At 72.2% G+C, this 25,816-nt stretch carries 14 protein-coding genes; 9 read left to right on the forward strand and 5 right to left on the reverse strand.

Features of this window, described 5'->3' with window-relative positions; all coding sequences use genetic code 11:
* Positions 1-210 precede the first annotated feature (210 nt).
* Together ABNF97_RS01210 and ABNF97_RS01215 are read left to right on the forward strand one after the other, a co-directional pair.
* On the forward strand, positions 211-903 hold the full coding sequence (locus tag ABNF97_RS01210; protein ID WP_349337350.1) for an ABC transporter ATP-binding protein: 693 nt from the start codon (positions 211-213) through the stop codon (positions 901-903).
* Positions 900-3,281: an ABC transporter permease gene (locus ABNF97_RS01215; protein WP_349337351.1), complete on the forward strand. Its 2,382-nt coding sequence runs from the start codon at positions 900-902 to the stop codon at positions 3,279-3,281. Before ABNF97_RS01210 ends, ABNF97_RS01215 begins: the two co-directional genes overlap by 4 nt.
* 161 nt (positions 3,282-3,442) lie before the next feature.
* Here the strand turns inward: ABNF97_RS01215 and ABNF97_RS01220 are convergent, their stop codons facing one another.
* Positions 3,443-6,373 carry an AfsR/SARP family transcriptional regulator gene (locus tag ABNF97_RS01220; RefSeq protein WP_349337352.1) on the reverse strand — a complete coding sequence of 977 codons (2,931 nt, stop codon included), beginning with the start codon at positions 6,371-6,373 and terminating at the stop codon, positions 3,443-3,445.
* 299 nt (positions 6,374-6,672) lie between these two features.
* On the opposite strand from ABNF97_RS01220, the gene ABNF97_RS01225 reads away from it, so the two are divergent.
* The 3 genes from ABNF97_RS01225 to ABNF97_RS01235 all read left to right on the forward strand — a co-directional run bounded on the left by ABNF97_RS01225 (position 6,673) and on the right by ABNF97_RS01235 (position 17,247).
* The gene (locus tag ABNF97_RS01225; protein ID WP_349337353.1) at positions 6,673-10,761 is read left to right on the forward strand and encodes a LamG-like jellyroll fold domain-containing protein; all 4,089 of its coding nucleotides are present in this window, start codon (positions 6,673-6,675) and stop codon (positions 10,759-10,761) included.
* Between the two features lie 106 nt (positions 10,762-10,867).
* Positions 10,868-16,723 carry an RHS repeat-associated core domain-containing protein gene (locus tag ABNF97_RS01230; RefSeq protein WP_349337354.1) on the forward strand — a complete coding sequence of 1,952 codons (5,856 nt, stop codon included), beginning with the start codon at positions 10,868-10,870 and terminating at the stop codon, positions 16,721-16,723.
* A gap of 83 nt (positions 16,724-16,806) precedes the next feature.
* Positions 16,807-17,247 carry a phosphatase domain-containing protein gene (locus ABNF97_RS01235; protein ID WP_130462689.1) on the forward strand — a complete coding sequence of 147 codons (441 nt, stop codon included), beginning with the start codon at positions 16,807-16,809 and terminating at the stop codon, positions 17,245-17,247.
* A 144-nt stretch (positions 17,248-17,391) separates the two neighbouring features.
* Here ABNF97_RS01235 and ABNF97_RS01240 read toward each other — a convergent pair whose 3' ends face one another.
* Complete coding sequence (locus tag ABNF97_RS01240; protein WP_130462690.1) at positions 17,392-18,249, reverse strand: CPBP family glutamic-type intramembrane protease; 858 nt, start codon at positions 18,247-18,249, stop codon at positions 17,392-17,394.
* Positions 18,250-18,444: 195 nt separating this feature from the next.
* The gene (locus ABNF97_RS01245; protein ID WP_349337355.1) at positions 18,445-19,041 is read right to left on the reverse strand and encodes a hypothetical protein; all 597 of its coding nucleotides are present in this window, start codon (positions 19,039-19,041) and stop codon (positions 18,445-18,447) included.
* 165 nt (positions 19,042-19,206) lie between these two features.
* Between ABNF97_RS01245 and ABNF97_RS01250 the strand changes: the two genes are divergently transcribed.
* Positions 19,207-20,571: an MFS transporter gene (locus ABNF97_RS01250; protein ID WP_349337356.1), complete on the forward strand. Its 1,365-nt coding sequence runs from the start codon at positions 19,207-19,209 to the stop codon at positions 20,569-20,571.
* A 232-nt stretch (positions 20,572-20,803) separates the two neighbouring features.
* Here the strand turns inward: ABNF97_RS01250 and ABNF97_RS01255 are convergent, their stop codons facing one another.
* Positions 20,804-21,241 (reverse strand): hypothetical protein, encoded by a 438-nt coding sequence (locus ABNF97_RS01255; RefSeq protein WP_130462692.1) that lies wholly within the window; start codon positions 21,239-21,241, stop codon positions 20,804-20,806.
* A 56-nt stretch (positions 21,242-21,297) separates the two neighbouring features.
* Positions 21,298-22,281, reverse strand: coding sequence for a WYL domain-containing protein (locus ABNF97_RS01260; RefSeq protein ID WP_130462693.1), 984 nt, complete (start codon positions 22,279-22,281; stop codon positions 21,298-21,300).
* A 258-nt stretch (positions 22,282-22,539) separates the two neighbouring features.
* Between ABNF97_RS01260 and ABNF97_RS01265 the strand changes: the two genes are divergently transcribed.
* From ABNF97_RS01265 to ABNF97_RS01275, 3 genes are read left to right on the forward strand one after another with little or no spacing between them, the layout of a single operon-like run.
* The gene (locus tag ABNF97_RS01265; protein ID WP_207230761.1) at positions 22,540-23,007 is read left to right on the forward strand and encodes a hypothetical protein; all 468 of its coding nucleotides are present in this window, start codon (positions 22,540-22,542) and stop codon (positions 23,005-23,007) included.
* Positions 23,007-24,419 (forward strand): hypothetical protein, encoded by a 1,413-nt coding sequence (locus tag ABNF97_RS01270; protein WP_349337357.1) that lies wholly within the window; start codon positions 23,007-23,009, stop codon positions 24,417-24,419. The genes ABNF97_RS01265 and ABNF97_RS01270 overlap by 1 nt, the downstream gene beginning before the upstream one ends.
* Positions 24,416-25,810: a VWA domain-containing protein gene (locus ABNF97_RS01275; protein WP_349337358.1), complete on the forward strand. Its 1,395-nt coding sequence runs from the start codon at positions 24,416-24,418 to the stop codon at positions 25,808-25,810. The genes ABNF97_RS01270 and ABNF97_RS01275 overlap by 4 nt, the downstream gene beginning before the upstream one ends.
* The last annotated feature ends 6 nt before the right edge of the window (positions 25,811-25,816 follow it).

Here is a 25,816-nt window from a genome sequence, read left to right on the forward strand (position 1 = left end):
CACCCGGCATACCCCCGTCGACTACGCCGCAGGGATGACGTCGACCCGTCTCATCCCGGGTCGGTACCGGATTTGGCTCCGGTGGCCGACGCCCACCGGCCCGGCCCGGACCTAGCTTCGAGCGGCTGGCCGGAAAGTGCCTGGAGGGCTGACCGGAACGTGCCTGGAGATCGAGGCGCCAGAGGTGCCCGAGTGGGAAGGAGAGCCGCCATGAGCGCGCCGCTGATCGAGTTGAACGACGTGAGTCGTAGGTACGACGAGGGGCCACCGGCGCTGGACGCTGTCTCGCTGGGGATCGCCGCCGGGGAGTCGGTCGCGATCCTGGGGCCGTCCGGCAGCGGCAAGTCCACGCTGCTGAACCTGGTCGCCGCGCTGGACCGGCCGAGCGCCGGGACGGTGACGGTGGCCGGGGTGCGCGTGGACAGGTTGGGCGAGGCCGCGTCGGCCCGCTACCGACGGGCGAAGATCGGAATGGTCTTCCAGTTCTTCAACCTCCTGGACGACCTGACCGTCGTCGACAACGTCATGCTGCCGGCGCAGCTGGCCGGGACGGCCCGTGGGGTCGCCCGGAGTCGCGCCATGGACCTGCTCGGCCTGCTCGGCGTCGACCGGCACGCCGCCGCCTACCCGGGCCGGCTCTCCGGCGGTGAGCGGCAGCGCGTCGCGGTGGCCCGGGCCATGGTCAACCGGCCGGCACTGCTGCTCGCCGACGAACCGACCGGCGCGCTGGACACCGCCTCCGGCGAGGAGGTCCGGCACCTGCTCAACACCCTGCACGCCGAGGGCCAGACCATCGTCCTGGTCACCCACGACCTGGCCCTGGCGCAGTCGTGCGCGACCCGTACCGTCCAGCTCGTCGACGGTCGGATCGCCGCCGACCGCACGGCGGAGCCGGTCCGATGAGTGCACTGGGCGGGGTGGTCCGGTCCGGGGTGGGCCGTCGCCGGGTGCAGACGCTGGTGGTCGCGCTGGTGGTGATGATCGCGGTGACCGCCGGGGTACTCGGCGGTTCGCTGATGGTGGCCTCCTCCGCCCCCTTCGACCGGGCCTTCGACCAGCAGCACGGCGCGCACCTGACCGCGCAGTTCGACGGGTCCAAGGTCACCGCGGCGCAACTGTCGGCGTCCGCGGGGGCCGGCGGGGTCGCGGCGGCGAACGGCCCGTTCCCGACCGCGACGATCACCCCGATCGTCGATCAGGGCCCGCCGGCCGAGCCGATCACGGTGGTCGGGCGGGCCGATCCGGGTGGACCGGTCGACGCCGTCACGGTGACCGAGGGACGGTGGGCGAGCGGCGCTGGGGAGATCGTGCTTCAGGTCGACCACCGGCGCCCGGCGAGTCTCCAACCACAGGTGGGCGACGCGCTGCCGCTGTCGGAGCCGGCCGGCGGACCGACCCTGACGGTGGTCGGGCTGGCCCGGTCGGTCAGCGGGACCGCCGGTGGCTGGGTGGTCCCGGAACAGGTCGCGGCGTTGACCGCCCCGGGCGCGGCGCCGGGGTACCAGATGCTCTACCGGCTCGCCGCGAGCGACACCGCCGCACAGATCGACTCCGCTCGGGACACGATCGAGGCGAGCGTGCCGGCGGGCGCGTTGGCCGGAGCGCGGTCCTGGCTCACCACCAGGGCAAACAGTGCTGGCAGCACGTTGCTGTTCGGGCCGTTCCTCATCGCCTTCGGGGTGCTTGGCGTACTCATGGCGGTCCTGATCATCGGCAACGTCATCGCCGGGGCGGTCGGCACCGGAACACACCGGATCGGCATCCTCAAGGCCCTCGGGTTCACCCCGCACCAGGTGGTTCGGGCGTACACGGTGCAGGCGCTGGTCCCAGCCGTGGTCGGCGCCCTGCTCGGCGTCCTGGCCGGCAACCTCCTGACCGTTCTGGTCCTGACCCAGACCAACGAGGTCTACGGCACGACGGACACCGGGGTCACCGGCTGGGTGAACCTCCTGGCGCTGGTCGGGGCGCTGGCCGTGGTCACCGCCACCGCCTGGGTGGCGGCGTCCCGGGCCGGGCGGCTGCGCACCGTCGACGTGCTCGCGGTCGGCCGCACCCCCGGCCCGAACCAGGGCCAGTGGGCCGCGCGGCTGGCCGCGCGGCTCCCGCTGCCCCGACCCGTGACCCTCGGTCTGGCCCAGCCGTTCGCCCGGGCGCTCCGGTCGGCCACCATCGTCGCGGCGATCGCGTTCGGCGCCGCCGCCGCGACCTTCGCCGTCGGCCTGGGCGCCTCACTGAACGAGGTGCAGGCCACGGAGAGCCATGGCGACGTCGTCATCCACCCGGGCTCACCGATGTCCGGGCCGCCACCCGAGGAGGCCCCGACGGGCCCGCGGCGGGTCGAGTGGGAGCCGCCGCCACCGCCGGACCCGGTGATGGTGGTCCGGGCGATCACCGCACAGCCTGGAACCAGCGGATACAGCGGCGTCGCGTACACCGAGCTGACCACCCCCGGACTCACCACTCCGCTGGACATCCTCGCCTTGACCGGCGACGGCTCCGCGTACGGCTACCAGATGATCTCCGGCAGATGGTTCAGCCAACCCGGGGAGATCGTGGTTGCCCGACCGTTCCTGACCGCCACCGGCACCCGGGTCGGCGACAGCGTCGTCCTGGTCGACCACGGCACCCGGATCAACGCGCACATCGTCGGTGAGGTCTTCAACATCGAGTCCAGGGGGATGCAGGTCCTCACCGCCGCCGAGACACTCGCGGCCAGCCAACCTGACCTGCGGCCCCTGGAGTACCACATCACCCTTAGCCCGGGCACCGACCCGGCCGGCTATGTCACGGCGCTGAACGCCGCGCTGGCGTCGGTGGACGCCACCGCGGAGGTCGCCGAACAGGAGGCGGACGAGATCCTCCTGATCATCAACGCGCTGACCGGCCTGCTCACCCTGATGCTGGTCACCGTGGCCGCGCTGGGCGTACTCAACATGGTGGTCCTGGAGACCCGGGAACGCGTCCACGATCTCGGGGTGCACAAGGCCCTGGGGATGACCCCGCGGCAGACCATCACGATGGTCATCTCCTCGGTCGTCGTCACCGGCCTGATCGGTGGTGCCATCGGCGTGCCCGTCGGCGTCATCATGCAGCGGGTGACGGTCGCCGAGATGGGCCATGCCGCGGGGTTCAACCTGCCCGCCTCGGTGATCGACATCTACCACCCCGCCGAGTTGGCGCTCTTCGGTCTCGGCGGGCTGTTGATCGCCGTGCTCGGCGCGCTCCTTCCGGCCGGCTGGGCCGCCCGCACCCGCACCGCCACAGCACTGCGTACCGAATAGACACCGCGTACCGAATAGACACCGCGTACCGAAGAGGCCGGAATCTGCGCCCGGAAAGCCCGGCAGCGGCACCCGACGCCGTGGCGAAGGGTCCCGGCGCGGCTGCCGGGGTGCTGCCCGCGACCTGACCGCGGCGAGCGCCCCGGCGGCCGGCGGCAGCGCTAGCGGCGGAACCCGGGTGGCTCCGACCGGCCCAGGTCCGCGGATTCCAGCTTCTTACGCAGGTCGTCGGCGTCGGGGTGGCCGATCTCCTCCAACAGGAGGAAGGCCTGCTGCCAGGCGTCGCGGGCCGCGTCGATGTCACCCGTCGCGTGGTGGACGTCGGCCAGGCAGGTGAGGCTGGCCGCCTGGGGATGCCGGTCGTCGATGGAGCGGAAGAGCGCGACAGCGCGCTGGTAGCAGGCGATCGCCTCCCGGTGCTGACCGAGCCGGTGGTGTGCGAAGCCGAGGGAATCCCACGCGTGGGCCTGCCCGTTGCGGTGATCGTGCTCTTCCAGCGGCCCGAGTGCCTCCCGGGATGAGACGAGGCTCTGCTGGTAGTCCCCGAGGAGAGCCTGGAAGTAGGCCAGATTGCCGAGGTGCAGGGCATGCCCGATCGGATCGCCGAGGCCGCGGTACAGGTCCATGGCCCGCCGGGTGTGCCTCAGACCGTCGAGGTGACGGCCCTCCCGTTCGTAGCTGAGGCTGAGCGCCCCGTGGATGCCGGCCTGACCGCGCTGGTCACCGACGGCGCCCGCCAGCCGGAGGGCGTCCTGGAGATGGGCGTGGGAGTCCGGGTAACGGCCCAGGTGCCGGTAGGTGACACCGAGAATGGTGTGCGGGTTGACCTGTAGCGCCGGGTCGCCGAGACGCTCGGCCGCGGCGAGCGCCGTCTGCTGGATCTGCAGCTGGGCATGCCAGTGGCAGCGGCGCTCCAGGAGGTCTCGCAGCGCCCAGGCGAGCTGCCAGCTGTGCGTGTCGTACCCGGCGTTGGCGGCCTCGGCGATCGCGGCGAGCAGTACCGGTCGCTCGTCGGTGAACCACCGCAACGCGTCGTCGTAGCTGGCCAGCGGCACGGGTGTGACGCCCGACTGTGCCGGGGCGATGTCGATCGGCTTCAGGTACGAGTTGAGCAGCTGCGCCGCCGCGACGGCGGTGTGTACGTAGTGGTCGAAGGTCCGGTGTCGGGCGGCACGTCGCTCCGGCTCGGTGTCGACGTCCTGGCCAAGTTCGGTGGCGTACGCCCGGAGCAGGTCGTGGCAGGTGTACCGGCCGGGCTGGCCTTCGGTGAGCAGGTGTGCGGCGTCCAGTTCGGTCAGCAGGCGGCGGACCTGCGACAGCGGCACGCCGGCGAGGCTGGCGGCTGCGCCGCGGCTGATGTCGGGCCCGGGGTGCAGCCCGAACATCCGGAACAGCCGGGCCGCCGAGGGGCTCAACGCCTGGTACGACCAGGAGAACACCGCCCGCACGTCCGTGGCGGAGTCCGGACCGGCCAGCGCGTCCAACCGGCTGCGCGCGTCGGCGAGTTCGTCCGCGAACACCGCCAACCGGAATCCGGGCCGGGCGGCGGCGCGGGCCGCCACGATCGCGAGCGCGAGCGGCAGCCCGGCACACGCCCTGACGATCTCGTCGACGGCGTCCGGCTCGGCCGCTACCCGCTCGGCCCCGAGCCGGCCGACCAGCAGGCCCCGGGCCTCGGCGGCGTCGAGCACGTCCAGCCGGATCGGCCGTGCGCCCTCGGTGGCGACCAGGCCGGCGAGCTGGTTGCGGCTGGTCACCAGCACCATGGTGGGGGGCGAACCGGGCAGCAGTGGCCGCACCTGGTCGGCGTCGCGGGCGTTGTCGAGCACTACCAGCATCCGGCGACCCGCCAGCCGGCTACGGTACAGCCCGGTCTGCGCCTCGACGCTGGTCGGAATGCGCTGCGGCGGTACCTGGAGGAGTTCCAGCAGCGCCCGCAGCGCCTCCGGCGGGCTCATCGCCTGGCCGGCCGGGTTGAAGCCGCGCAGATTCAGATACAGCTGTCCGTCGGGAAACCGGTCGCGTATCCGGTGTGCCCAGTGCACCGCCAGGGTGGTCTTGCCGATCCCCGCGCTGCCGCCGATCGCGGTTATCACCACAGTGGATGCTGGGGCGCCGGCCGGGCCGAGCAGTGCGTCGAGCTGGAGGAGCGGTGCCGCCCGCCCGGCGAAGCCGGCGATGTCGGCCGGCAACTGCGCCGGCACGGCGACAACCGGTGCGGCCGGAGTCTCCGGCTGCTCCGGGGCGCCGGTCTGCGGGTCCACGACCGCCGGGCACTCCCGCTGGTCGGTCGGCTCCGGCCGCTGCGGAACCGCGTCCGCGACCGGTGCCGGCGGCGCATCCGCGGCCGGCGGTACGTCAAGCTGTGGGTCCTGCCGGAGTATCCGCTGGTGCAGGTCGCGCAGCGCCGGTCCCGGGTCGCTGCCGAACTCGTCAGCCAACCGCTCGCGCAGCAGGCGGTAGCCGGCCAGCGCGTCGGTCTGCCTGCCGCACCGGTAGAACGCGAGCATCAACTGTCCGGCCAGCCGCTCGTCCAGCGGGTGCCGGCCCGCCGCGACCGACAAATCCGGCAGCAGCCGGGCATGGTCGCCCCGGCGCAGCGACAGATCGTTGCGGTCCAGCATGGCCGCGAGCCGCTCCGCCTCCAGCGCCACCGCCACCCCGCGCAGCCAGTCGTTGTCCAGGTCCGCGAACGGGACGTCCCGCCAGAGCGCGAGCGCGTCGCGCCACAGGGCCTCGGCGCGCTCGTCGTCCGCCTCCTGCCTCGCCCGCGCCGCCAGGGCTCGGAACTGGTGCAGGTCCACCGCCGACTCGTCGATCGCCAGCCGGTAGCTGCGGGCCTGCCGAGTCAGCGTCGGCCCGCCCGCCTCGGTGAGCACGCTGCGGAGCCGCGAGAGATATGTGTGCAGGATCTGCCGGGCCCGTTCCGGGGCCGCCGAACCCCACACCCGGTCCACCAGGTGGTCGACCGAGACCGTCGCGGTCCGCTCCGCCAGCAGCACCGCCAGCACCGTGCGCTGGCGCGCCGGTCCGAGCGGTACCGGTCCGCGCTCGTTGTGCGCCGCCATCGGCCCCAACACCCGAAACCGCATCACCGTCCGCCCACCCCCCCGGATCGGCAGCCAGGATAGGACATCTCCGCAGGCGTACGACGGACTGTGTTGATCAGGCGGCGCCACTGTTGAGCCGCGATTGAAGCGCGCTTCAAGCCGGCTTCAACTGGCCGCGCCTAGCGTGTGGAGGTCCGGCGGCCTCGGTTGTCGGGCTCATGCCTGCGTGTCCGTCGGTTTGTGAGGTAACCCCCTTGTCTACCTCGTCGTTGACCCGAACCCCCATACGTGCCCGTCCCCGTGTCCGATCCTGGCTCGCCGTCGCGGTAGCGGTGGGGCTGATGCCGGCCGGGATCGTGGTCGCCCCGCCGCAGGTCCAGGCGCAGGCGCGAGCCCAGGCGCAGGTCCAGGCGGAGCCGCCCGATGAGGAGCTTCCGCCCGTGGAGTGTCCGGAGTTCGACGGTGCCCCGGCCGCCGAGGACGAGTTCACCGCGTACCGGTACGCGCTGGCCTGCGGCGTCAACGTGGAGGTGCTGGGGCTGCGCGACGTCGACCGGCAGGTGTTCGCCACCCCGGCGGGCGTGCTGGACGCACAGATCGCCGTGGAGCCGTACCGGGTGCGCAATGACGCCGGAGAATGGGTGGGCATCGATCCGACGTTCGCCGTACGTCCGGACGGGTCGGCCGCCTCGACCGCGACGGTGATCGACATCGTCGTGGGGGCCGGGGGTGGTGACACCTTCGTGACCGCCGTCGACCCCGATGGCGGGTCCCTCTCGCTGAAGTGGCCGGGTGGTGTGCTGCCGACTCCGGTGTTGAACGGCCCGGTGGCGACCTATCCGGAGCTGCTGCCCGGCGTCGACCTGGCGGTTCAGGCGGAGTCCGTCGGGTTCTCCTGGGTGCTGGTGGTCAAGACCGCCGAGGCGGCGGCCTCGCCGGCGCTGGCGGAAATCGTGATCGGGGTCGACACCGTCGGCCTGAACGTGGTCGAGGACGCCGAGACCGGCCGGATCGACGTGGTCGACGACACCGGTGCGGTGATCTTCGAGGCCGGTCAGGGGATCATGTGGGACTCCTCGGTCGCCGGTGGTGACGGGAGTGCCGCCGCGACCGCACCGCGCACCGCGGTGGCCGGTGAGCCGCCGGCCGATCCGGGACGGATCGGCGACGTCGAGGTCGAGGTGACCGCCCCGGGCATCGAGCTGATCCCGGACCCGGAGATGCTGGCCGACGAGACCGTGACGTACCCGATCTACATCGACCCACCGTTCACCTCCACCCGCAAGGCGTGGGCCAACGTGTACGCCGGGGCCCGCGGCCGCGGCTGGACCGGCGACTCCAGTTGGCCGCGGGCCGGTGGGATGCGGGTGGGTTACAACACCTGGAGCAACTGCGGCAACGGGTGCGGGCTGTGGCGCTCGGTGATCAAGTTGGACATCGGGAAGCTGAACGGCAGGTACATCGCCTCGGCCAGCGTGAAGGCCCTGCAGACCCACACCGGCGGCTGCGGGTCGTACGGGCTCCAGTTGTGGCGGACCGAGGCGATCTCCAACGGTGTGTCGTGGAACGGCGTGACATGGCTGTACGGCAGCCAGTTGCAGACCGAGAGCGTGCCGTCGTCGAACACCACCGGCGGCTGCGGGTCGGACAACTCGCACGAGTGGGTGTCCTTCGACGGCGCGAACGTCAAGCGCCGGGTGCAGTCGGCGGCCGACCAGCGCTACGACACGATCTCGTTCGGGCTGCGATCGTCGAGTGAGGACGACCGGAACGCCTGGCGGCGGATCCGGACCAGCTCGGTGGCGCTGCACGTCACGTACTACATCTACCCGCCGCAGCCGGACATGCGGAAGCTGAACGGCGAGCCGTGCCGGACCAGCCTGTCCCGGGCGCAGTGGGTGACATCCCGGCACCCGACCATGTCGGTGCGGGCCCGCTCCTACGAGTCGGAGTCGGTCTACGTGCGGCTGCGGATCCGCGAGCGGGGCGCGGACAGCAACTACTTCTGGTATCGCACGCCCGACCCGGTCGGCTCGCATGCCACGGTCAACCGCCGGGTGACCACGTCGCTGCCGGACGGGGAGTACACCTGGCAGGCCCGGGCCGACGCCCGGCAGACCTCGGCGGTCAACTCCGGCTACACCGATCCCTGCCACTTCAAGGTGGACGCCACCAAGCCGAGCGTGCCGACCGTGACCGCGCCGGAGGGCCCGTACACCGAGGGCCAGAACGTGCGGCTCGGCGTCTCGGCGAGCGATCCGATCGTCAACGGCGTGCACTCGGGACTGAACCGCTACGAGTATTCGTGGAACACGCCGACCTTCGACCGTTCGGTGCCGCCGACCGGGTCGACCACCATCACCCGGGCCGACGCGGAGCCCGGCCGGCACGTGCTCTACGTCCGCTCGGTGGACAACGCGGGGAACACGTCGAACGAGCGGACGTACACCTTCTTCGTCGGCCGCGACATCCCGGCCACCGCGATGGGGGCCTGGCGGCTCGGTGGTGACCTGGTCGACGACTCCGGCAACGGTGCCGCCCTGACCATGTCGACCGGGACCGGCCCGGCGTTCGGGCCCGATCGCGGCGATCCGGACAACGTGCTGCTGAACCTGGACGGGAGTACCTGCCTGACCACCACCCCCACGGTCCGGACCGACGCCGCGTTCTCGGTGTCGCTGAACGTCCGACTGGACGCCGCCAGCGGCTACGCGAAGCTGCTCACCCAGGGCAACGAGAATCACTCGGCCTACCAGATCCAGCACAACGCCACCACCAACATGTGGTCCTTCTCGCTGCTGACGTCGCCCGGCACGGACGCCGAGTGGCGCAGCGTGAGCGCGGTGAGCCCGGTCGCCCGGGGCCAGTGGTTGCGGATCGCCGGCACCTACGATCCGGACGCCGGGGTGCAGCGGCTCTTCTTCGACGGTGCCCTGGTCGCCGAGCAGTCGGTCGACTTCGAGCCGTGGAACGGCATGGACACCTTCGGGCTGGGCTGCCTGCGGGGCGCCTCCGGCTCGCACGGCCACTTCTTCACCGGCGCCGTCGACAACGTCGCGGTGTGGCAGGGGCTGCTGTCGAGCTACGCCCTGCGATTGAACGACCCGCTGCCGCTCGGTGAGATCGCCCGGTGGGAGATGCGGCACGACGGTACCGACTCGAGCGGGTTCGGCCGCGACCTGCTGCTGCCGGACTCCGCCGCACACGACTTCGACCCGTTCCACCGTCCGGACGGGGCGCTGGTGCTCGACGGCCAGTCCTGTGCGGCCACCCAGGCTCCGGTGGCCCCGTCCGACACGGCGTTCGGGATCAGCGCATGGGTCAAACCGGTCCGGGTCACCGGTGGCTACCAGGTGCTCTTCTCGCAACTCGACACTGACGGCGACGGGTTCGTCGTGGTGGTCGACAAGGACGGTCTCCTCCAGGCCGGTCCGCCCGCCGCGTTCGGGTTGCCGGGGGCGGGGGGCACCGCCAGCGGCTCCGCCGGGCAGGCACCGGCCCGTCTCGTGCCGCCCGGCCAGGACGTGAAGGTCCGGGAGGGCTGGCAACGGATCTCGGTCCAGTACGGCGGCGGCGCCAGCTGGCAGGTGGTCATCGACGGGACGTCCAGCGGCACCCGGTCGGAGGGGGATCCGGGTGCTGCCGGTGCGCCGTTGCTCGTGGGCTGCGCCGATTACGGTCAGGGGCACCAACACCACTTCCAGGGCATGCTGCACGACGTGCGGGTCTGGCGCGGCGACCGGACCTTCAACCTCGACGACCCGTGGCCGGCCCCGCCCTCGGAGTTGCAGGGCCGCTGGCGGCTGATGGGCCACGGCTCCGACACCTCCGGCCACGGCCGCGATGTCCGCTTCGAGGGGGACACCCGGTTCAACGACGGCTGGTCGTGCGACCCGGACAGCGCGCTCGAGCTGACCGGTGCAGGGCAGGCCGCCACCGCGGGTCCGGTCGTGGCCACCGACGATTCGTTCACGGTCTCGGCGTGGGTGCGGATCGACCGGCTGGACGCCGATCTGACGATCGTGTCGGCGGCCGGCCAGCAGGCGACGGCCTTCCGGCTGAGATACAGCCAGAGCCTGCAGAAGTTCGGCTTCGTCATGATGAGCGGGGACGTGGCGAGCCCGTCCTGGCTGACCGCCTACGGTGGCCCGACGCCCGAGCCGGACACCTGGTACCACCTGGCCGGCGTCTACGACCTGCACTCCGACGCGATGCGGCTGTACGTCAGCGGCGAGCAGGTCGCCAGCCGGTCCGGACCCGAGAGCCCGTGGAACGCGTCGGGACCCCTGCTGCTCGGCGCGGCCGGCACCGCGGACGGCGGGCGCGGACAACGGCTGCACGGCGCGGTCGACGACGTCGTCGTCTGGCAGGGCAGGGTTCCCGATCACATCATCGGCCAGATCTCGGCCGCACCGGTCCCGAAGTGCTGACGGTCCCGAAGTGCTGACGAGAACTCCAAAGGCACCGGTGACGGCTTCCCCGCTGCCGGTGACGACTCCTCAGGTGCTGACGACGACGATGAGGCGGAGCACGGACATGTACCGCAAATCACTGGCCGGATCTGTTGCCGCCACGCTGGTCGCGGTGCTGCTGGCACCGGCGCCGGCGACCGCCCGGGCGGAGACCTTCCCGCGTGGTCCGCAGCCGTTCGACTCCACCCCGGTGCAGCCGGTGGCCGGGGCCGGCTCGGCGTTCCGGGACGCGGCACCGAACTGGAGCGGCGGCCCGACCGATCCGGCGGGCGCGTCCGGCAGCGGCGACTGGACGGCCACCGACCTGTCGCACGCCGGTTCGTGGACGCACGGCGGAGCCTCCGGGGCGTTCAGCTACGCGTACGGCCTGCGGGTGCCGCCGGCGGTCGGGCCGACGCCGGGGCTGAGCCTGGCGTACTCCTCGGCGTCGCACGACGGGCGGACGTCCGGAACGAACAACCAGGCGTCCTGGATCGGCGACGGCTGGAGCTATTCGCCGGGCTTCGTCGAGCGGACCTACGTGGCCTGCGCGGCGGAGTCCGAGGAGGACGGCAACCAGGGTGACGACCTGACCGGCGACCTGTGCTGGAAGGACGACTCACCGGCGGTCACCCTGGCGCTGAACGGTGTCAACACCTCCCTGGTGCGCGACGACGACACCGGGACCTGGCGGATGGCCTCCGACTCCAACTGGCGGATCCAGCATCTGGGCGCTCCGGCGACTCGGGACGGCGCCTCCACCGAGCGCTGGGTGGTGACCACCACCGACGGCACCCGGCACTACTTCGCGTCGGAGTCGTCGAGCCGGCTGACCGTGCCGGTCTTCGGCAACCATTCGGGGGAGCGGTGCCACCGGTCCGGTGATTTCGCGGGCTCGCGCTGCGACCAGGCGTACCGGTGGCTGCTGGACAGGAGCGTCGACGTGCACGGCAACCTGATCCGCTACACCTACGGCACCGCGAGCGGCCGCTACGGGCCGGCGATGTCGGAGGATTCGACCGCCGGCTACGACCGGGAGTCGTGGCTGCGGCGGATCGAGTACGGCCTGCGGGACGGTTCGAGCGCCGGACCGACCGCAAAGATCGAGTTCACCGTCTCGGACCGATGCCTGGCGGACTGCCGCGACGGCGACGGCGACCCGGACGAGGACAACTGGCCGGACACCCCCTGGGACCTGCACTGCGAATCGAGCACGGACTGCGACACCCACTCGCCGACGTTCTTCTCCAGCAAGCGGCTGACCGAGGTGGCCAGCTACGTGGCCGACGGATCCGGGTTCCGCAAGGTCGACTCGTGGGCGTTGACGCACGAGTTCAAGGACTACGGCGACACCGAGCAGGTCGTGCTCTGGTTGGCCGCCGTGCGGCACACCGGGCACGTGGGCGGCACCGAGCGGATGCCGGCGGTGGAGTTCGGCGGCACCTTCTACGAGAACCGCGTCGACCTCGGCGAGGCGTGGCCGTCGATCTGGCGGCCGAGGCTCACCTCGATCAAGAACGAGACCGGCGGCGTGACCACGATCAACTACTCGGAGCCGGGCTGCGGCCCGGGGAACGTGCCGACCGCCCACCACCAGAACGCCCGGCGGTGCTACCCGGTGAAGTACACCCCGGAAGGGCTGGCCGACCCGGTCGACGCCTACTTCCACAAGTACGTCGTGCGGTCGGTCGCCGAGTCGGACGCGACCGGCGGCGGTGACACGGTCTGGACGTTCTACGACTACTCCACCGACGGCGGCGGCACGGGCGCGCTCTGGGCGTGGAACGACGCGGAGTTCGTCGACGACGACGACCGGGACTGGAACCAGTGGCGCGGGTACGCGGAGGTGATTACCCGCACCGGCGACCCCGCCGACCCGGGGGCGCAGACCCGGTCCCGCACCCGCTACTTCCGCGGCCTCGACGGGGACAAGCAGAAGAGCGGCACCCGCTCGGTGAGCGTGACGGACTCGCAGGGCCAGACCGCCGCCGACCACAGGGCGCTGGCCGGGATGGTCTGGGAGACCGCCTCGTACGACGGCACCACCATCATCGAGTCCTCGACCACCCGATACTGGCACTCCAGAACCGCCGTGCGCAGCTACGACGGCGGCAAGCTGGAGGCCTTCCTGGCCGGGGCCTCCCGCATCGACACCCGGACCAGGCTGTCCCCGAACTCCTGGCGGCACACCCGGACCGAGAACAACTACGACGCCCTCGGCCGGGTGGTGGCCGTCGACGACAGCGGCGACCTGTCGGTCAGCGGCGACGAGCGCTGCCTGCGGACCACCTACACCGACAACACCACCAGCTGGCTGCTCGGGACGGTGGCGTCGGTTGAGGCAGTCTCGGTGGGTTGCTCGGCGACGCCCAGCCGGCCGGCGGACCTGCTCGGTGCCGCCCGCGCCTACTACGACGGGCACACCTCGCACACCGCCGCGCCCACCCGTGGGCTGATCACCCGGGCCGAGGCGGTGGAGGACTGGAAGAGCGGCGCTCCGGTGTACGCCACGATCGGCGAATCGACCTACGACGCGCTCGGGCGGCCGCTGGTCGAAACCGACGCCCTGGGCAACACCACCACGACCGCGTACACCCCGGCCGGCGCCGGACCGGTCACCCGGAGCACGGTCACCAACGCCGCCGGTCACGTCACCACCAGCCATCTGGAGCCGGCGTGGGGCTCCATCGTCCGCACCGTCGCGCCGAACTCCAGGTCCACGACGGTCCGGTACGACCCGTTGGGCCGGGCGAGGGCGGTGTGGACCCCGGGCCGGGACCCGGCCTCCGACCCGGCAAGCAAGCTGTTCAGCTACGACGTCTCGCAGACCGCACCGACCGCGGTGACCACGAAGACCATGATCCAGGACGAGTCGTACCTGACCGAGATCACCCTGTACGACTCGCTGCTGCGTGACCGTCAGGTCCAGGCCCAGACCTACGGTGGGCGGCTCATCTCGCAGACCGTCTACGACTCCTACGGACGGGTGCGGTACGAGTCCGACCCGGTCTTCAACAACCAGTCCGGGCCCACCGGCGACCTGGTCTGGATCACCCGACCGAACGACGTGGCGCGGACCGAGTACCGGTACGACAACGCGGGGCGGGTCACCGACGAGATCTTCGTGGTCAAGGACGAGGAGCGGTGGCGCACCAGCTACCGCTACGGCGGGCACGACGAGCACTGGATGACCACCACCATCGTGCCCGAGGGCAGCACCTCGACCGCGTCCCTGACCGACGCCCAGGGCCGTACCGTGGAACTGCGGCAGTACCGGGACCGGGCGGCCACCGGCGCCTTCGACGCCACCACCTACCGCTACAACGCCGCCGGGGCGCTGGAGCGGGTCACCGACCCCGCCGGCAACAGCTGGCAGACCGAGTACGACCTGCGCGGCCGTCCCACGGTGCTGCGCGACCCGGACACCGGCACCAACACCAAGACCTACAACACCGCCGGGCAGGTCACCTCGACCGTCGACGGCAACGGCACCCTGCTCTCCTACGTCTACGACAGGCTGGGCCGGCCGACCCAGGTGTGGGAGGGCGCGGTCGACGCGGGGCAGTTGCTGATCGAGCGTGCCTACGACGGGGCGGCCGGCGGTATCGGCCACCCGCACACCGCCACGCACTGGGTCGACGGTCAGGCGTGGCGCACGGAGATCCGCAAGTACTCCGTCGACGGTCAGCCGCAGCAGGTGTACAGCCACCTGCCGGCGGCGGCCGGGGCACTGGCCGGGACGTACTGGGAGTCGTACACCTATTATCCGGATGGCTCGTTGCTGAGCTCGCAGGCGGTCGCCGCCGGTGGGCTGGCCACCGAGACCATGATCTCCCACTACGACCCGATGGGGCAGCCGGTCCGGGTCACCTCCAACGGTGACGACTTCGGCGAGGGCCACGTCTATGTCGACGAGGCGGTCTATTCGCCCTACGGTCAACTGCTGCAACGCCGGCTCGGCGACCCCGACGACGTGGGCGGCACCTCCGGGCAGGCGTGGCAGACCTGGATCTACGAGGAGGGGACGGGCCGGGTCGCCCGGTTCTACTTCGACAAGGACACCGTCGGCGACTACACCGGCACCAACTACGGGATCGCCGCGCTGTCGTACCGGTACGACGACGCCGGCAACATCCTGTCGATCACGGACGAGCCGGTGCACACCGCCGACGACCTGGACCCGGAGACGCAGTGCTTCCGGTACGACCACCTGCGCCGGTTGACCGAGGCGTGGGCGCAGGCCGGGACCGGAGGCTGTGCGGCAACGCCGAGTGGTGGTGTGGTCGGCGGGCCGGGGGCGTACTGGTCCTCCTACGCCTACGACCTCACCGGCAACCGCGTCGCCGAGACCAGGTGGAGCCCGACCGGGCGGGCCGAGCACCGGTACTCGTATCCGGCGGCGGGCCAGGACGACCCGCACGCGGTGACGTCGGTCGCCAGCGACGCCGACGCCGCGGCGGACACGGCGTTCCGCTACGACGCCGCCGGACACACCACCGCGATCGACCGGGGTGGCGAGGTCGACACGCTGACCTGGACCCCGACCGGACGCGTGCGGACCGTCGAGAACGGTGACGGCACCACCAGGTTCGTCGACGACGCCGACGGCAGCCGGATCCTGCGGATCGACCCGGACGGCGACATGACGGCCTGGGTCGCGGGCTACGAGCTCAACTACTCCGCCACGACCGACACCGTGACGGCCACCCGGTACTACCGGCACGGCGACAGCGTCGTCGGGATGCGGGTCGGTGCCGGCGACATCCGGTGGCTGGCCAGCGATCACCACGGCACCAACCAGTGGATCGTCAACGGCGACACGCTGACGGCGACGGTGCGCCGCTTCGACCCGTTCGGCAACCCCCGCTCGACCAGTTCGTCGAGCTGGCCCGACCAGCGCGGCTTCATCGGCGGGATCGACAACGCCGGCGTGGGGCTGACCACGATCGGCGCCCGGGAGTACGACCCGGTCATCGGCCGGTTCATCTCGGTCGACCCGGTCGCCGACTACACCAATCCACAGCAGCTCAACGGTTACGCCTACGCGTCGAACAACCCGGTGGGCAAGGCCGACCCGTCCGGGCTGTACGAGACCGAGTGCTCGCCGGGCGGCCCGGGCTGCGACGGTAGCGGCCGGAGCACCGACGGGCGTGGTGGCGGTCGCGGTGGCGGTGGCGGCGGTGGCGGTGGCGGTGGCGGCTGTGGGGTGAGCGGGAGCTGCCAGGGGGACGATTCGGCGTTCAGCCAGAACTACAACGACGCGATGCTGCTGATGGACTGCGTGCACGTGCCCGACGGCGGGCACTGCGAGACGATGCAGTCGCAGTACACGACCCTGACCGACCAGGGCATCATCATGGTCGACCTGTACATCGCCGCAGAGTGGTTCGGGCCGGCGTTCCTGGAGGGCCACGGCAACGGCCGGGGTCACGACGTGGAGCCGTACGCCGAAAGCAAGATCAAGGTCCTCTGGGACACGTCCAGCGGTCAGATCACCACGGTCGTCTGGCCGACCTGCGTGGGTGACGACTGCACCGACGCCGTCGACCTGTGCTACGACTGCGGCAACGCCAACGAGGTGGCGATCTACGGCTGGGACGAATACCCCTCGACCGGACCTCCGCGGCCCTGGAACCAGAAGGAGCCGTCGCCCGACTGGACCGGGATCACCTTCGAGGTCGATGCCGTGAACTCGGTGCTGCCCTGGGGGCCGTCGATCGACCGGACGATCAGTGTCGGATTCGACGGCGCGGCCCCCCGGGTCCGGGACATGGGCGACAACTTCCCCTCGCTCACGGTCGTGCAGTACGTCCGCAACGGGGACACCAACACTCTTGCGACGATGGACGAGTACCACTCGCTCCTGGGAATCGTGTGGCTGTCGAACAGTCACCATTCCTACTGGTGGGAAGATGGGGAGTTCACCATCATCGACGAGTAGCGACCAGCGCCCACCAGGTTCCGCCCCCCCGCGTCGGCCGCGAGCGGGCGGTGGGCGGGACCGGGCCGACCTAGACTGCCGGGATGACCGAACTCTGGACACCCTCGGACGCTGGTGTGCTGCGGCTGCCGTCGGGTCGGCTGGTGCGAGGTCGCGGCCTGCGCCGGGCACTCCCGTCAGGGCCGATGCCGACGTTCGGGGTCTACCTGCTGGGTCGCCCACCGGCCCAGACCCCGTGGCCGGGCCGCTGGGTGCGCTGGCCGGACTTCTGGCTGCCCCGCGACCACGCCGATTTCCGAGCCGCCCTCCGGCTGGCCTGGGAGCGGGCGGCCGACGAACGGGTCGAGTTCGCCTGCGGTGGTGGCAAGGGCCGGACCGGCACGGCGCTGGCCTGCCTCGCCGTGCTCGACGGCGTCCCGGCCGGGCAGGCGGTCGCCTTCGTCCGCGAGCACTACGCCAGGGGTGCGGTGGAGACGCCGTGGCAGCGCCGCTACGTCGCCCGGTTCACCCCGGTACCGGCATGACCGGACCGGCTCGCCCGCCGGGCGGTCGTCCCCTGCCGGCCCGGGGACGGCCGCGCCGACCGCAGCGAACCACGTTCCGGGGCGACCGACCGCGCGTGTCCCACCCGCCGCGTCCGGTCCGGTCGGCACCCTCCGGTTCGTCGTTCAGCCGACCAGCAGCGGCAGCAGGGTGAGCGAGTTGACCGCGGTGTGCAGGGCGAGGATGGCCCAGACGTTGCGGTGGCGAGCCCACAGGTAGCCGGCGAGGACGCCGAATCCTCCATTCCAGGCGAGCATCACCGCGACCATCTCCCACAGCGGACCGTCCCCGATCCGGTGCACGTGCATGGCGGCGAAGAGCAGCGAGGTGACGACGATCGCCGGCCAGCGCCCGTACAGCGCCTCCAGGCGGGTCTGCAACAGCACCCGGTAGAAGATCTCCTCGGCGAGGCTCGCGGTGACGAAGGTCAACAGGGTGGCGGCGAGCAGGTAGATCCGGTCGTACTGGCGGTAGCCCGACATGTCCTGGCTGCCCGCGAGCGGGCTGTAGTAGAGCAGGTACGCCCAGCCGAGCAGGGCGGGTAGCGGGCCGAGCCAGTACCACCGGGTCGGGATCGCCCGCCGGTGCGCCCGGCCGCCCCGCCAGTCAATCGGCCACCGGCGCAGCACCAGCGCGGCGCCGCCGAAGAAGAGGGCCAGTTTGACCGGCCCGTACCAGATGCCGGGGTCGACCACCAGGATCCCAGCCGGCAGTAGCAGGGCGATCACCACCAGCCCGGCGGCCTGCCGGCCGAGTGCCGGCCGGTCGGCGGTCCCGACGACCGGCATGGCGGGCAGCCGGAGCGGGACGAGCCGGACCAGCAAGAGCCCGACCAGGGCGGCGGCGACGATCCCGACCAGTGGCTTGGGCGGGGCCTCGGAATCGGCCGAGGTACGTACCTCCGCCCCGCCGAACACCGCCAACGCCACCGGAGCGGCGATCAACAGGGCCACGCCGACGCCGGTCCAGATCCGTCTCCGCATAGCTGCCAGCGTGTCGTCCGACACCCGGTTTCTCGTCGCCCGCCGCGACGATCCGCCGGTACATCCTTCGGTCGACGGTGCCGGTCCGGTGGGGCACCCGAGGTCGTCCGGCGCCGAGCCGGCACCATTCTGATCGCGGTGGCCGCCGCGCTTCCTCGGCGGCGGTTCGTCCGGGCCGAGGCGTTGCCGGGCGGGCTACGCTGGTTCGCCGGGCGCCAGCCCTGCCTCCCGATCGTCGAGACGTCGCGCGGCCCGCTCACCGGCACCGCGATCGGCGACCTCACCCGCACCGCGATCGGCGACAGCGGACTGGTCGCCGTGCTCTGCTGCGTCGGCACCGCCCTGGCCGGTCACCTCCGGGTCCGGGCCGCGTACCACCGAGCCTCCGTACGCCGACACCCCGCACGAGGCCAGTACGCCGGTCTCGAACAGCTCTCCGTCCTCCGGCCGTCGCCGCCGGAGGACGGAGACCCACGAGCAGGTCACCAGGCCCGTGCCGGACGGACTGGAGAGTGCCACCCGGAGCAGCCGGAGCGTGAGTGGGCCCGCCGGGTGGTGCACCATCAGCAGCGGTTCGGCCGCCAGCGCGACGGTGAGTCCCGCGTACCGGCGCTGGACCTGAAGCGACTCCACGCCCGCGAAGACCACCTCGACGTGCTCGGACGGATCGCGGCCCGAGCGGCTGGTCAGCACCAGCCGGGAGTGGGCGGCGTCGTACGACCGGAGCCGGAACGTGCCGGTGCCGCTCCACGGCAGGCTCGGGTTCAGCCCTGCCGCGGTCGAACCGTTCATCCGGACATCCACCTCGTTCGGTCCCGAAAGTGTCGGAGGTGTCGACGACAATAGCGCGGATTCCGGCCCCGGTGACCGAGGCCGGTAGGGGCCCGAGCGGCACCGAGGTCCGGGGGGCCGGGCCGTGGCATCATCGAGCGGTCGTGACACGAGGGGGACGGGGCAGTGGACGGTGCCACGGGGGAGAGCGGACCGGGCTGGCTGCGGGGGCCGCTGCGCCCATTCCGCAGCGGTCAGTACCAGTTGCTGGCCGGTGCGCTGACCATGTCGCTGTTCGCCGCCGGTGTCTGGATGATCGCCGTCGTCTGGCAGGTCATCGCGCTGGGCGGCGGGCCCGGACAGCTGTCGTTCGTCTCCGCCGCGATGGCGGCCGGCATGGTGTCCACCGCGCTGTTCGGCGGGGTCCTGGCCGACCGGGTCCCGCAGCGCCGGATCCTGCTCGTGGTGGCCGGGGTGCGGACCGTCGCCATCGGCCTGGTCGCGGCGCTGTCCCTGACCGACCGGCTGCACGTGTGGCAGCTCGGCGCGGTGGCGTTGCTGATCGGTGTCGGGAATGGCTTCCACTTCCCGGCGTACTCGGCGCTGCTGCCGTCGATCCTGCCGGCCGAGGACCTGATGGCCGCCAACGGGGTCGAGGGGATGCTGCGGCCGACGATCATGCAGGCCGCCGGTCCGGCGCTGGCCAGCGTGCTGATCGCCGCCTGGTCGCCGGGGGCGGCTCTGCTCGCGGTGGTCATGCTGGAGGTCGCCGGTGTGCTGTGCCTGCTGGCCCTGCGACCGGTGCCGTTGCGGCACGACCGGGCGCCGTCTGCGGCCCATCCGGTTCGATCCACCCTGATCGACCTGCGCGACGGCTTCCGCTACATGGGCCGCACGCCGTGGCTGCTCGCCACCCTGCTCTACGCGTCGGTCCTCATCTTGCTGATCATGGGACCGATCGAGGTGCTGATCCCGTTCGTCATCAAGGATCGTGCCGGTGGCGGCCCCGGTGATCACGCTCTGGTGATGGCGGCCTTCGGCATCGGTGGCGCCATCGGGTCGCTGGGGATGGCCTCGTTCCGGATGCCCCGGCGCTACCTGACCGTCATGAACCTCTTCTGGGGCGTGGGCTGCCTGCCGCTGGTCGCGGTCGGTCTCGCCGGCCAGGTCTGGCTGATCGCGGTGGCGGTGTTCGTCGTCGGGATCTGCTTCTCCGCCCCCATGGTCATCTGGGGCACGCTGCTCCAGCGACGGGTGCCCGCGCACATGCTGGGTCGGGTCTCCAGTCTCGACTTCTTCGTCTCACTGGTCTTCATGCCGCTGTCGATGGCGATCGCCGGACCGGTCAGCGCCGGTGTCGGACTTGGTGCGACCTTCGCGCTTGCCGGACTCTTGCCACCCGCGCTGGCCGTACTGGCGATCGCGTTGGCCCGGATGCCCCAGGACGAGCTGGCGCATCCGCTCGACCTGCCGGTGGAGCCGGCCGGCGCGGCGGGGGAGCCGGCCGGGCCGCCCGGCCCCGTCACTCCGGAACGGGTCGGCAGCGCCTGATCCGTCCCGCGCCGCCTCTCGCCCGGACCGGGCCACGGTCGCGGCGGCTCGCCTGGCAAAGTCGCGGAAGTCCCGGGCTGGCGACCGAGCGCCCGCCGCACCCCGTCGGCCAGCTGGGCGTTGCGCCCGTCCAGCACCTCCCCGAAGAGATACGTCAGCAGCGCCGGCTGGCGGCTGGCGCTCGCCGCCGACCTGCTCGTGGAACCGGCCGCCATGCCTGCGCGGTCGGCCGTCAGCAGTCGTCGAGCTGGGCGAACGGGTCGTGGCCGAGCAGTTCGAGGCAGGCGTCCCGGACGTCGATCCGGATCGACTCGCCGCGCGCGGCGTGCGCCCGGAGGTACTCGAACAGCGGCATCAACCGGCGGATCTCGGCGGCGGAGACGACGGCCACCAGCGGGGCGAGGTCGGCTCCCCGGTCGACCTCGATGCCGACGACGCTGGTAGCGGGGATCGTCGAGAACCGGAACGGGCCGAGCCGGTCCACGGTCACCGTGGGCGTACCGGTGCCGCGGTCGGCGCCCGCCGCCCGCAGCGCAAGGATCCGTTCGAGCTGGTACTGCGCCAGCTCCCGGAGCGTCGTCGACTTCTCCGGGTCGTCCCGGATCGCCCGTAGCCGGCGCTCGACGTCATCGAGGTCGGCCGAACCGTCGTCTTCTGGCGAGCCACGCATCACCGAAGGTTATCGATCCGCCCGGTGCCGATGTCGCACATGGCGTGCGAAGGCGTTCACCCCGCGCCATCCGCCGGGCCGGGCGCGGTGCCGCGCCGGAACCGCTCGCTCCACTCCCGGAGCTGGTCGACCAGCTCCGCGGGGGAGAGCACCTCGAACTCCGCACCGAGGCTGCCAAGCGCCATGATCGGCCAGTCCAGCGTGTCGGCGGTCATCACCATCCGGCAGCGCCGCTCGTCGACGTACTCGAGGCTGGCCCAGCGGCCCAACCGCGACTCGGCGGTGGCCAGCGGCGCGTGCAACAGCACCTCGACCCGGTACGGCGCGGGCAGGTTCTCGATCCCGGTCCGGACGAACGTGGCGGGATCCTCGGCGGGCAGTTGCCGGGGGTGGAACCGGGCCCCGGTGCCGACCGGATCGTGCAGCCGGTCGAGCCGGAAGCTGCGCCAGTCGTGCCGGGTCAGGTCGTAGCCGACCAGGTACCACCGGCGGCCGAGCGAAACCAGCCGGTACGGCTCGACGAGCCGCTCGGTCCGCTGCCCGTCCCGGGCGGTGTAGCGGAACCGCAGCCGTTCGGCGTCCCGGCACGCCTGGGCGACGGTGGTGAGGATCGTCGCCTGCACGGTCGGCCCGGCACCGTCGCCCCAGAACGCCGGCACGGTCATCGCGTGCAGCGCGTCGACCCGGCGCCGCAGCCGGGGCGGCATCACCTGAACGACCTTGGTGAACGCGCGGATCGACGACTCCTGGATGCCGGCGACCGCACCGTGCGCGGCCGCCTGCAATCCGACGGCGAGCGCGACCGCCTCCTCGTCGTCGACCACCAGCGGCGGCAGCGCCGCTCCGGGGGCGAGCTGGTAGCCGCCGTCGACGCCGCGGTGCGCCTCGACCGGGTAGCCCAGTTCGCGCAGCCGGTCGACGTCCCGGCGGAGGGTGCGGACCGAGACGCCGAGCCGGTCGGCGAGTTCGGTGCCGGGCCAGTAGCGATGGGTCTGCAACAGCGAGAGCAGGCGGAGGGTCCGGGAGCTGGTGTTCGCCATGCCGGCAAGTCTGCCTGACATTCAGGCCAGAAACTGACCGCTGTACCCCTACGGAGCCGTGGTCCGGGCGTGCGGCGGCGGATCGGCCGACCCGGCTGTCGGCGGTTCCGATCCGGCCGCCAGCGGGTTCCGATCCGGCTGCCAGCGGTTCCGTCCCGACGACCGGAAAATGTCGCCGCATCCCTTTATCTTCTCGGGGCATCGAACGAGAGAGGCGGGATCGTGGGAACGATCGAAGTCGGGTGGGAGCGGCGCAGCGTGGCCCGGGTGCTACCTGCGGTGCAGCCGCGCAAACTGGCGAAGGTCCCCTTCGTCGAGCTGGCGGACGGGCGATTGCAGGGTGTCGTGTCGAGCGGTTCGGATGCCGAACGGGTCTACGTCTCGTCGATCTCCGCCGGCAGCCACGCCTTCAACTGCAGCACCAACAACAACCGTCCGTGCGGCGGGTTGCGCGGCGCGCCCTGCAAGCACCTGCACGCCCTGCTGGACGAGGCCGTCCTGCAGTACGGCGTCGAGCGGGTCGCCGGCTACCTGCGGATCGACGTGGCCGACGGGAGCTCCTCCGGCGCCGGTCTGGCCGCCCGGTTGACCGGTGTGCACGAGCCGACCTCGGCGGCGGTGGTCTTCAGCCGCTTCCTGCGACACCTGTCCTACCTGGAGGTGCCGGGCAGCACCGAGCCACTGCCCGAGCTGCACTGGTTTCCGGCGACGAGGGCGGTCGACTGATGCTCGCCACCCAACTGGCCGGGCTCGACGACGCCGACCCCGGGATCGAGGAGGCCCTCGATCTGGTCGGCGGCTTCGACCACGGCCTCACCCACGGCCTCGCCCGGCTGGGTGAGCAGCCCCGGGCGGCGCTGACCGCGCTGGCCGACGCCCTCGCGGTGACGCCACTGCGCGACCGAATGCGCGAGGCCGTGGAGAAGGTGGTCGCGGGGTCCCTCGCCGACGAGCACCTGACCGCGCTGGCCGGCGGACGGACGGCCCTGCTGGGCGCGGTCCACGACGGGCTGCTCGCCCGGCTGGACACCGCGCTCGGCCGGTCCCGGGCGAACTGGGAGGCGGCCGCGCCGGCAGGTCCCGCGCCGTCGCCGTCGGGGCACGTGCTGGCCGGCTGCCGGTCGTGGCTGCGCGAGCTGGCCATCGCGGGCTGGCGCGGAGTCGACCACGACCTGGTCGCCGCCTCGGCGCAGACCCTCGACGCGGTGCTGGCCGTGCCGTCGCTGCGCCGGCTGGCGGTACTCCTCGACGGTCTCGCCGCCGAGCTGCGCGGATGCGCGCCGGTGGCGACGATGGACCGACTCCCGACCCGACGCTGGGCCGACCTGTGGACCCGGGGCCTGCTGCTGGCCCAACCCGGGAGCCTGCCGGGCGGCCCGACCGCCGCCGCGGTCTCCGGACGGCTGCTACCGCTCGGCGCCGACGTGCACGAGCACGGCACCGCGGTCCAGGTGCAGGTGCACGCCGTGCTCGAACCGGCCGGTGGCGCGCCGCCGCGGCTGGTCCGGACCAGCGTCTCGGCCCCGAAGGTGGAGACCATCGTCGGCCCGGCGGTCTGGCGACTGCTCGCCGACCACCCGGTGCTGCTCGGCGCGCTTGCCCGGCGGCACGCCATGGAGATCACCGACCTGTCGCTGCTGCCCGGCGGTGATCTGATCTGGCGGGACGAGCGGGCCCGGCCGGCCGAGCCGGCCGACCCGTTCGCCACCGCCCGGCTGCGGCTGCCCGAGGCGATCGCCCCGGCCGTCCCGCCGCTGGACCGCCATCCGGTACGCATCGCCGAGCCGGTCCTCCTGGAGGACTACTCGGTCACCACCGGCGACGGGGGCGGACTCGCCCTGGAACTCGGTGGGCGGTCCCTTCCGGTGGACGTGTCCCGGCTGCCGGCCTGCGCGCCGCTGACCCCGGAGCTGGTGGCCAGGTCGTCGACCTGTCTGGGCCTGCTCCGCTGGGACGCCGGCGGTTGGCGGCTGCAACCGCTCGCCGTACGGCACACCGTGAAACGCGCGACGGCGGAGGCGCACACCGGAGACTGGGCGCTCGGCCCGACGGATCCCAAGGTGGTCAAGGCCGAGGCGAGGTCCGGGGACGCGGTGGCCGTACTCCGCGAGCGGGCGGGACGGTTGCTGCGCCGATGAACCAGCACAGTGCAGAGTCGCCCGACCCGACCCGCGCGCACGAGAACCGGCGGCAGGTGCTCTACTGGCGCCTGTTGGCCCGCCTGTTCGACGGGGACGAGCAGCCGGCGCTGGAGTCGGCCAGTGTGGCGATCGTCGACGACCTCGGACTGCCGGCGGCGCTGCTGGATCCGGCGGTCTCGGTGGACACCATCGTGCAGCGCTTTCCCGAGCTCGCCGCCGATCTGCGGGACCTGATGGCGGGGCCGTCCGGCGAGGAGGCTCCCTCCGGCGATCCCGCCCCGGCAGGGCGGGTCGCCGCCGCCGAGGTGCGCCGGGCCGCCCTGGTGTCGAAGCTGCTGCTCAACGTCTTCGCGACCGGCTCGGGCAACGTCACCGCCACCCAGCTGGCCCGCTGGCAGTCCGACGCCGGCTGGTTCGAGCAGGCGCTCGGGCTGGATCCGGGGCAGCTGCGCGGCGGCCGGCCCGGCGGGTCGGGGGTGGGGACCGAGCCCGGCAACGGGGAGCTGGCAGGTGTCCTCGCCGGGATCGAGGGCGACCTGGTGCGTCGGATGCAGCTGCGCGAGGTGCTCGGCAACAGCGCCCTGGCCAGCAAGTTGACCCCGAGCATGTCACTGATCGAGCAACTGCTGCGGGACAAGCACAACCTGTCGGGCGTGGCGCTGGCCAACGCCAAGGCGCTGATCCGGCGCTTCGTCGACGAGGTCGCCGAGGTACTGCGAACCCAGGTGCAGCAGACGACCGTCGGGACCATCGACCGTTCGGTGCCGCCGAAGCGGGTCTTCCGCAACCTGGACCTGGAACGGACCATCTGGAAGAACCTCACCAACTGGAGCCCGGAGGACCAGCGGCTCTACGTCGACCGGCTCTACTATCGGCACACCGCCCGGCGGACCACCCCGGCCCGGCTGATCGTGGTGGTCGACCAGTCCGGGTCGATGGTGGACGCGATGGTGAACTGCACCATCCTGGCCTCCATCTTCGCCGGGCTGCCCAAGGTCGACGTGCACCTGGTGGCGTACGACACCCGGGCGCTGGACCTGACGCCGTGGGTGCACGACCCGTTCGAGGTGCTGCTGCGTACCAGGCTGGGTGGTGGGACGGACGGCACCGCCGCCCTCACCCTGGTGCGGCCGAAGATCGCCGAGCCGCGCAACACCGTACTGGTGTGGATCTCGGACTACTACGAGGCGAATCCGCAGGGCGTCTTCGACGGTCTGGCGGCGGCGCACCGCAGCGGGGTGCGGGTGATCCCGGTCGGCTCGGTCAGCAGCGGCGGCCAGCAGAGCGTCAACCCGTGGTTCCGGCAGCGTTTCAAGGATCTCGGTGCGCCGGTCCTCTCCGGCCACATCCGCAAGCTCGTCTTCGAACTCAAGAACTTCCTCAGCTAGGAGACC

The sequence above is a fragment of the Plantactinospora sp. B6F1 genome (assembly GCF_040120695.1).
In the GTDB taxonomy this organism is placed as follows: domain Bacteria; phylum Actinomycetota; class Actinomycetes; order Mycobacteriales; family Micromonosporaceae; genus Plantactinospora.

Bases quoted from the DNA above. Each gene is read 5' to 3' on its own strand.
- ABNF97_RS01210 (WP_349337350.1), top strand. From the start codon at position 211: ATGAGCGCGCCGCTGATCGAGTTGAACGACGTGAGTCGTAGGTACGAC.
- ABNF97_RS01215 (WP_349337351.1), top strand. From the start codon at position 900: ATGAGTGCACTGGGCGGGGTGGTCCGGTCCGGGGTGGGCCGTCGCCGG.
- ABNF97_RS01220 (WP_349337352.1), bottom strand. From the start codon at position 6,373: ATGCGGTTTCGGGTGTTGGGGCCGATGGCGGCGCACAACGAGCGCGGA.
- ABNF97_RS01225 (WP_349337353.1), top strand. From the start codon at position 6,673: ATGCCGGCCGGGATCGTGGTCGCCCCGCCGCAGGTCCAGGCGCAGGCG.
- ABNF97_RS01230 (WP_349337354.1), top strand. From the start codon at position 10,868: ATGTACCGCAAATCACTGGCCGGATCTGTTGCCGCCACGCTGGTCGCG.
- ABNF97_RS01235 (WP_130462689.1), top strand. From the start codon at position 16,807: ATGACCGAACTCTGGACACCCTCGGACGCTGGTGTGCTGCGGCTGCCG.
- ABNF97_RS01240 (WP_130462690.1), bottom strand. From the start codon at position 18,249: ATGCGGAGACGGATCTGGACCGGCGTCGGCGTGGCCCTGTTGATCGCC.
- ABNF97_RS01245 (WP_349337355.1), bottom strand. From the start codon at position 19,041: ATGAACGGTTCGACCGCGGCAGGGCTGAACCCGAGCCTGCCGTGGAGC.
- ABNF97_RS01255 (WP_130462692.1), bottom strand. From the start codon at position 21,241: ATGCGTGGCTCGCCAGAAGACGACGGTTCGGCCGACCTCGATGACGTC.
- ABNF97_RS01260 (WP_130462693.1), bottom strand. From the start codon at position 22,281: ATGGCGAACACCAGCTCCCGGACCCTCCGCCTGCTCTCGCTGTTGCAG.
- ABNF97_RS01270 (WP_349337357.1), top strand. From the start codon at position 23,007: ATGCTCGCCACCCAACTGGCCGGGCTCGACGACGCCGACCCCGGGATC.
- ABNF97_RS01275 (WP_349337358.1), top strand. From the start codon at position 24,416: ATGAACCAGCACAGTGCAGAGTCGCCCGACCCGACCCGCGCGCACGAG.